A 6,919-nucleotide genomic window follows, 5' to 3' on the forward strand; every position below is an offset into this window, starting at 1 on the left:
TTTTAAGGATGAAAGTACATGGTTGATCTATTGGCGTTGACACTCGCGCAGCAAATACCAGTGCAGATGCAAGGTGAAATAGCAGGATTTACATGGCAGTGGCTAGGTGAAGGGCTATTGCAATGTACACCCAAGACTGGCTATGGCAAAACCATCGTACTTTCGGCAGGCATTCATGGCAATGAAACTGCACCCATCGAGCTATTGGATCAGATCATTCATGACTTATTTGCTGAGCGTTTAGTACTTGCAGTGCAGGTACTTTTCGTTTTGGGTAATCCTGAAGCAATCCGTCATGGGGTACGTTATTTAGAGAATGATATGAACCGCATGTTCTGTGGTGCATATCAGCATTTAATTCAGGATCAGGAAACTGAACGAGCAGCACATTTAGAGCAAGTCACAGCACAGTTTTTTCAGCAGAGCAGTCCAGCGAGTCAGCGCTATCATTATGATTTGCATACCGCGATTCGTACATCGTTATTGCCAGTATTTGCCTTATTTCCTTACCAAACACATCCTTATGATGATTTTTTGATTCAAAGTCTGAATGCCGCTGATTTGGATGCATTGGTCTATCACAATGCGGCGGGTAAAACTTTTACTCATTTTACTGCTGAACGTTTTCAGGCTGCGAGTAGTACTTTGGAATTAGGTAAAGCGAAACCCTTTGGTGCCAATGATCTATCTGAATTTTCCAGTACTGATCAGATGTTGCGTGCTGTGTTGTCAGATCAAGCATTACCTGTTCGGCAAAAAGACGCGATTCACCAATTTAAAGTCGTGGATTCAATTTTAAAGCAAAGTGACGATTTTCAGTTGCAACTCGGTGCCGATGCACCAAACTTCTCGTCTTTTCAGAAAGATCAGGTAATTGCAACTCAACAGGCAGGTGATTATGTGGTACACGATCAGCAAGTCTGGATCTTATTTCCTAATCCGAAGGTAAAGGTAGGGCTTCGGGCAGGCTTAATTTTAACAGAAATGGTATAAATCTCGGCAGGGTCACTGCGTAGATGTCAACAGGAAATCGACATAAATGGAGTTTGAATATGGATGTTCAGTAAAACAAAACGCGTCAAATAAGATCGTTTAGATATTCATTTTTTTATGAAAGTGAAATAGCAAGGATAGGTTGTCATATATACACTTGGAGTGACCGTGTATGAGTAACAATAATGAAAAGACATTTTCATCAGGAGAAATCCTGAGTGGGTCATATGTACCGCAGCAAGAGGTAACCAGCGCATCGGGCTTTTCTAGTGCCGAGATCGAGGCTGGAAAACCCTTAAAACGTGCCATGACCAAACGTCATTTGGTCATGATTTCATTGGGTGGAGCAATCGGAACCGGATTGTTTCTAGGTTCTGGTGATGTCATTTCTCAGGCGGGTCCCGTTGGTGCAATTATTTCCTATTTTCTGGGTGGCGTAATCGCCTATATGGTCATGTTATGTTTGGGTGAATTGGCTGTACATATGCCTGTTTCTGGTTCATTTGGTGAGTATGCCAGAACATATATTGGACCAGGCACAGGCTATATGATTACTTGGTTATATTGGTTGACTTGGACCGCAACTTTAGGGACTGAATTTACCGCTGCGGCATTGCTGATGCAGGAGTGGTTTCCTTCCGTTTCGATGTGGACATGGACTTTGCTGTTTGCTGGGTTGGTCTTTAGTTTGAATGTCAGTTCTACTCGATTATTTGCTGAGTCTGAATTCTGGTTATCCTTGGTTAAAGTGCTGACCATTATCTGTTTTATTGGTTTAGGCTTAGCTGCGATCTTTGGCTTTATTTCTTATCATGGGCATGAGTCTGCACCATTATTTAGTAAGCTCACTGAACACGGCTGGTTTCCCCATGGTATTTTTCCAATTTTTGCAACAATGTTGATTGTAAATTTTGCCTTTTCGGGAACTGAATTGATTGGGGTTGCAGCAGGTGAGGCAGAAGAGCCAGCAAAAACGGTACCCAAGGCAATCAATGCTGCAATTTGGCGCTTATTGATTTTCTTTGTCGGTACCATTGTGGTGATCTGCGCACTCCTTCCTTTTGAACTGGCGGGCCTTAATTCAAATAGCGTGAGTAATAGTCCATTCGTTACGGTATTTAATTATATTGGCATCGCATATGCAGAAGATATCATCCGTTTTGTTATTATTACTGCACTTTTATCCGCAGCGAACTCGGGTTTATTTGCTGCATCACGTATGATGTGGTCACTCTCGGCAAAGAATCAGTTACCGAAAGTTTTCTCCAAATTAACCCGCTCCGGAACACCAATTGTTGCGATTATTGTGACCATGTTTGGGGCAATTCCAGGTCTGTTATCGGAACATTTTGCACCTGAAACAATTTTCAAGAATTTATTGGGGGTTGCTGCCTTTACGATGGTAGTGGTGTGGATTTCGATTTGTGTATGCCAGTTTAATTTTCGCAGACAATGGATTAAATCAGGCAAAACAGTGAAAGATCTTAAGTTTGCTGCGCCATTATTTCCATTAACACCGATTTTAGGTGGCCTATTTTGTGTGATTACCTGTATTAGTATGGTCACAGACCCATCGATGCAGGTTGGCTTTATCTGTTGTATTTTGTTCATTATCGCGTGCTATGCAAGCTACTATATGTTTTATAAAGAAAAAATTAGTTAAATCATAATATTATTTAAAAAAGACTAGACGAGTAAGATTGCGGTAGTTGTGCAATTTTATTCGTTTTTTTTTATTGTACGTAGGGATGCACAATACCGTATTCATCAGTAAACTTGTGTGATTAGATCATTGAATTGATTTAGATAATTTGTTTATATATTGTGTAAGAATGACCATGATGCGTTGTGATTACAAAAATAAGCGGTATAACAGAACTTAAGTCGGTTTTTTTAATCATAGCGAGTCTTTGAAATGGGCATGACTGCATGGCGAATAAAAATAATCAGCCTTTAGCAATAGGCCAAAAAGTCATCTTAAGTGAATTAGCAGCTTGTGAAGAATGCGATGCAATTTACCGTAAGATTGATCTTTTACCCAATGAGCGAGCTTACTGCACCTGTTGTGGGGCAGAGTTGTATCGAAGAAGCCGTTCATTTTCGTCTTTGCTGGCCTTGGTATTAACTGCATTGATTGTTTTTGTGATTGCGAACAGCTTTCCCATTGTGATTGTTGAGTTGCAAGGCAATACCTCACAAACCACCTTAATGGGTGCAGCATGGACCATGTTTCATATTGATCGTGCCTTGGTCGGTGTGCTGATTCTAATTACCACCTTTATTGTGCCTTTGATTGAATTGTTATTACTCAGCTATGTTCTTGCTTGTATTAGTTTCTGGAAACGTAGACCTGCATATTTAATTCCTGCACTGCGTATATTGTTCCTGTTTCGGACATGGGGAATGGTGGAAGTGTTTTTAATCGGTGTACTGGTAACATTGGTTAAACTGGTAGGAATGGTGACAGTTATTCCAGGCATTGCACTCTGGGCCTTTACCTTGCTCAGCGTACTTTTGGTCTATATTGCCTCACTTAAGATTAAAGATCTCTGGAATGAAGTGGATAGGAGTTTGGGATGAAGCAGGACCAAGATCAGAACTCCGAAACCTTTTCAATTGTAGAACAGCTTTCAGATGTTGATTTGCAGGTTAAAAACTATATTCGGGCAAAAGATATCGGTCTAGTTCAATGCCATTGTTGTGGATTACTTAACCAAGTTGATGCTCATGCCAATCAACATGGGCATGCACACTGCACCCGATGTAAAAGTGTGTTGCATTCACGCAAGCCAGAAAGTTTAAACCGTACGTTTGCCTTGGTGGTTGCTGCTGCGATTTTATATATCCCTGCCAATGTTCTTCCGATGACCGTTACCGATTCTTTATTGGGCCGTCAGCAAGATACTATTATCAGTGGCGTGATTTATTTTTGGCAAAATAGTGATTATTTGGTCGCTGCGGTGATTTTTATGGCCAGTATCTTTATTCCGATTTTAAAATTACTGATTCTGATTTTTTTATTGGTTTCGGTATATATGCAATCCTCCTCCAAATGGCATTTTACCCCTGAACAATGTGCACTGATGTACCGTATTGTTGAGTTTATTGGACGGTGGTCTATGATCGATGTTTTTGTGGTTGCATTGCTGACTGCATTGATTCAAATTCAGTCACTGGCCACTATTTTGGCAGGACCCGGTGCAGTCGCCTTTGGTGCCGTTGTAGTATTAACCATGCTTGCTTCTCTCAGTTTCGACCCCAGAATTATTTGGGACAATTATTTCAAGGCGCAGCAGATGGACAGCCAGATACCCAAGCAGTTAAAAGCAAGCGTTGTTCATCCATTGAAAAGTTAAGATGAATTGTCCTATTTTTGACCAATAAAAGAATGATCACTATGTCAGAAAATACACACAATAGCCAAAATACTGAAGAGAACTCAATCGAGTTAACTCAGAACGATGCAGTATTTGCCGAGCCAGAAAAAAAGAAAGGGCGTTGGCGACCTGCATTGATTTGGCTGGTTCCCTTTGTTGCGCTTTTAATTGGGATTTCACTGGCGGCCAAAGCTGTCCTCGATACAGGTCCAACCATTGAAGTGTCTTTCCGTACCGCAGAGGGCTTAGTTGCGGGTAAAACCACTGTGCGTTATAAACAGGTCGATATTGGTTTGGTTCGCCAGATTGATCTTTCAGATGATCGTTCACATGTTATTGCCAAAATCGAACTACGCAAAGATGCCAGTAATTTTGCAGCCAAAGATTCACGCTTCTGGGTGGTGAGACCCAGAGTAGGAACTGGTGGGATTTCGGGTATCGATACTTTATTGTCTGGGGCCTATATTGAAGTCGATGGTGGAAAAGCAGAGCAAAAACAAGAGAATTTTACAGGGCTGGAAGTACCACCTGTGGTGTCTTCGGATATCCCTGGTAAAGTTTTTTTCCTCAAAGCACAAGATTTAGGTTCATTGGATATTGGTGCACCGATTTATTATCGTCGAATTAATGTCGGGCAGATTACGGCTTATAAATTAGCGGCAGATGGTAAAAGTGTGGAATTGCAAACTTTTATTCAATCGCCCTACGATAAATTTGTGACAACGGATGCCCGTTTCTGGCAGGCCAGCGGTGTCGATGTGACTTTAAATGCATCTGGATTTAATTTAGATACCCAATCGCTTGCCAGTATTGTGGCTGGTGGGATTGCATTTGGTTATCCAGAAAATTCGGCAGGAGTTATCGCACCTGACAACAGCTATTTTACTTTGTCTGATTCCCGCAAAGAGGCAATGAAAGAACCAGATGGTAAACCACGTCCAATTATTATGTACTTTGATCATTCGCTACGCGGCTTAACGGCTGGCGCACCGATTGACTTTATGGGGATTGAGATTGGTAATGTCAAATCAATCAATGTTGAGTTTGATCAGTCTTATACGCATTTAAGAATGCGCGTGGATGCAGTGATTTATCCATCGCGTTTGGCCCACGGTAAAGAGCTGGATCCAGATGGTGAAATTTTTAAATACTTCATTGAAAAAGGCTGGCGCGCGCAGATGCGGACGGGTAATTTATTAACAGGCCAGAACTATATTGCTTTTGATAAGTTTCCAAAAGCTAAAGCTGCATCTTTAATTATGCATGCAGATGGACGTGCCGAAGTGCCAACTACTGCAACAGAGTTGAGCGGTTTACAGGCGCAAGTTTCACAAATTGCCGATAAAGTCAGTAAGTTCCCACTCGAAGAGATTGGGCAGGATGTTCGTAAGACACTTAAGAATATGAATACCACCATTGAGTCAACCGACAAGTTGGTGAAACAGTTGGATGGCAAAGTTGCACCGGGCTTGCAAGCGACACTGAATGATGTGCGTAAAACCATGCAATCTAGTGAGTCGATTTTATCTAGTGACGCGCCGATGCAACAGGATGTGCGTAAAGCTTTACAACAAATGACCAGAGCAGCCGCATCCTTGCAATTAATGGCGGATTATATTGAACAGCATCCTGAATCATTGATTCGTGGTAAAAAAACAGAGGCAGACAAGAAATGATCAACAGCACAGTCAAACCACTATTGATGGTTTCATCGAAAATCAGTCTCTTGTCCATGGCTTTATTGTTGGCTGCATGTTCAAGTACGCCTACGCCAAATTATTATACCTTGGCAAGCAAAGTCTCACCTTTGGCAAATTCGAAGGTGCGTGTGATCGAGGTTCTGCCTGTTGGTTTGCCTGATCGTATCAATCGTGCGCCGATCGTAGTGCAGGATGCTGCGGGTAAATCACGAATTTTAGAGAACGAGCGCTGGACCTCAACGTTGGGTGCGGAGTTAAGAGACAATTTGTCAGCCGGTTTGCAGCAAAAGCTTGGCGCGGTCGATCGTTATAATAGCGGTATGGCAGGCGGTAAAGTGTCTTATCGGGTTGCGACTGATTTTTCCCATTTTGATGTTGTCACTGCTGATGCTACCAAGAAAAATGTAGAGGTCGCTGTGGCTTGGATTATTAAACGTAATGATCCCAATATCACTTTGGATCAAAATTCAAATCAAAATCAGCAGTTGGCGTGTCGGATGAGCTTTAGTCAACCGATACAGGATCATAATGATTCAATGCAGAATATTGTGAGTGCAGCTAGTGGATCATTGAGCAGAGTTGTTGACGCCATTGCACTGTCAATTATGGCCTCGGATTCGAAAACTCAAACCAACATCAATGGGGTGATTTGTTCATAATCTAGATGAAATATGGTGGAAATGGAGCATAGATGTTCACTTAACGTTTTAATCTTTATATCCATCTAGTGCTTTAATATTGTTTTAAGTTGTTCTCTTTAAGTTACAGCTCATACGAAGAATCTATTCGCTTTTAGCTAAATCAGAGCATTAAAGAGAGTATAACAATGAATCAATGTGTGATGAGCGC

At 41.6% G+C, this 6,919-nt stretch carries 6 protein-coding genes; all 6 read left to right on the plus strand.

Features of this window, described 5'->3' with window-relative positions; genetic code table 11:
• The first annotated feature begins 18 nt into the window (after positions 1-18).
• The 6 genes from astE to Aba26S_RS14725 all read left to right on the plus strand — a co-directional run bounded on the left by astE (position 19) and on the right by Aba26S_RS14725 (position 6,729).
• Entirely contained in the window at positions 19-993 is a 975-nt protein-coding gene (gene astE, locus Aba26S_RS14700; protein ID WP_043972999.1) for a succinylglutamate desuccinylase, read from the plus strand.
• Between the two features lie 172 nt (positions 994-1,165).
• A complete protein-coding gene (locus Aba26S_RS14705) occupies positions 1,166-2,656 on the plus strand; it encodes an amino acid permease (protein WP_043973001.1) in 1,491 nt (496 codons plus the stop codon).
• 266 nt (positions 2,657-2,922) lie between these two features.
• The gene (locus tag Aba26S_RS14710) at positions 2,923-3,573 is read left to right on the plus strand and encodes a paraquat-inducible protein A (protein ID WP_005238887.1); all 651 of its coding nucleotides are present in this window, start codon (positions 2,923-2,925) and stop codon (positions 3,571-3,573) included.
• The gene (locus Aba26S_RS14715; protein WP_043973003.1) at positions 3,570-4,349 is read left to right on the plus strand and encodes a paraquat-inducible protein A; all 780 of its coding nucleotides are present in this window, start codon (positions 3,570-3,572) and stop codon (positions 4,347-4,349) included. The genes Aba26S_RS14710 and Aba26S_RS14715 overlap by 4 nt, the downstream gene beginning before the upstream one ends.
• Before the next feature lie 41 nt (positions 4,350-4,390).
• Positions 4,391-6,046: an MlaD family protein gene (locus Aba26S_RS14720; protein WP_043973006.1), complete on the plus strand. Its 1,656-nt coding sequence runs from the start codon at positions 4,391-4,393 to the stop codon at positions 6,044-6,046.
• A complete protein-coding gene (locus Aba26S_RS14725) occupies positions 6,043-6,729 on the plus strand; it encodes a membrane integrity-associated transporter subunit PqiC (RefSeq protein ID WP_005238884.1) in 687 nt (228 codons plus the stop codon). The genes Aba26S_RS14720 and Aba26S_RS14725 overlap by 4 nt, the downstream gene beginning before the upstream one ends.
• Positions 6,730-6,919 lie beyond the last annotated feature (190 nt).

It is taken from the genome of Acinetobacter sp. NBRC 110496 (assembly GCF_000876115.1).
Classification (GTDB): Bacteria; Pseudomonadota; Gammaproteobacteria; order Pseudomonadales; family Moraxellaceae; genus Acinetobacter.

Excerpts from the sequence above, each read along its gene's own strand:
- astE (WP_043972999.1), top strand. The coding sequence starts at position 19 with ATGGTTGATCTATTGGCGTTGACACTCGCGCAGCAAATACCAGTGCAG.
- Aba26S_RS14705 (WP_043973001.1), top strand. The coding sequence starts at position 1,166 with ATGAGTAACAATAATGAAAAGACATTTTCATCAGGAGAAATCCTGAGT.
- Aba26S_RS14710 (WP_005238887.1), top strand. The coding sequence starts at position 2,923 with ATGGCGAATAAAAATAATCAGCCTTTAGCAATAGGCCAAAAAGTCATC.
- Aba26S_RS14715 (WP_043973003.1), top strand. The coding sequence starts at position 3,570 with ATGAAGCAGGACCAAGATCAGAACTCCGAAACCTTTTCAATTGTAGAA.
- Aba26S_RS14720 (WP_043973006.1), top strand. The coding sequence starts at position 4,391 with ATGTCAGAAAATACACACAATAGCCAAAATACTGAAGAGAACTCAATC.
- Aba26S_RS14725 (WP_005238884.1), top strand. The coding sequence starts at position 6,043 with ATGATCAACAGCACAGTCAAACCACTATTGATGGTTTCATCGAAAATC.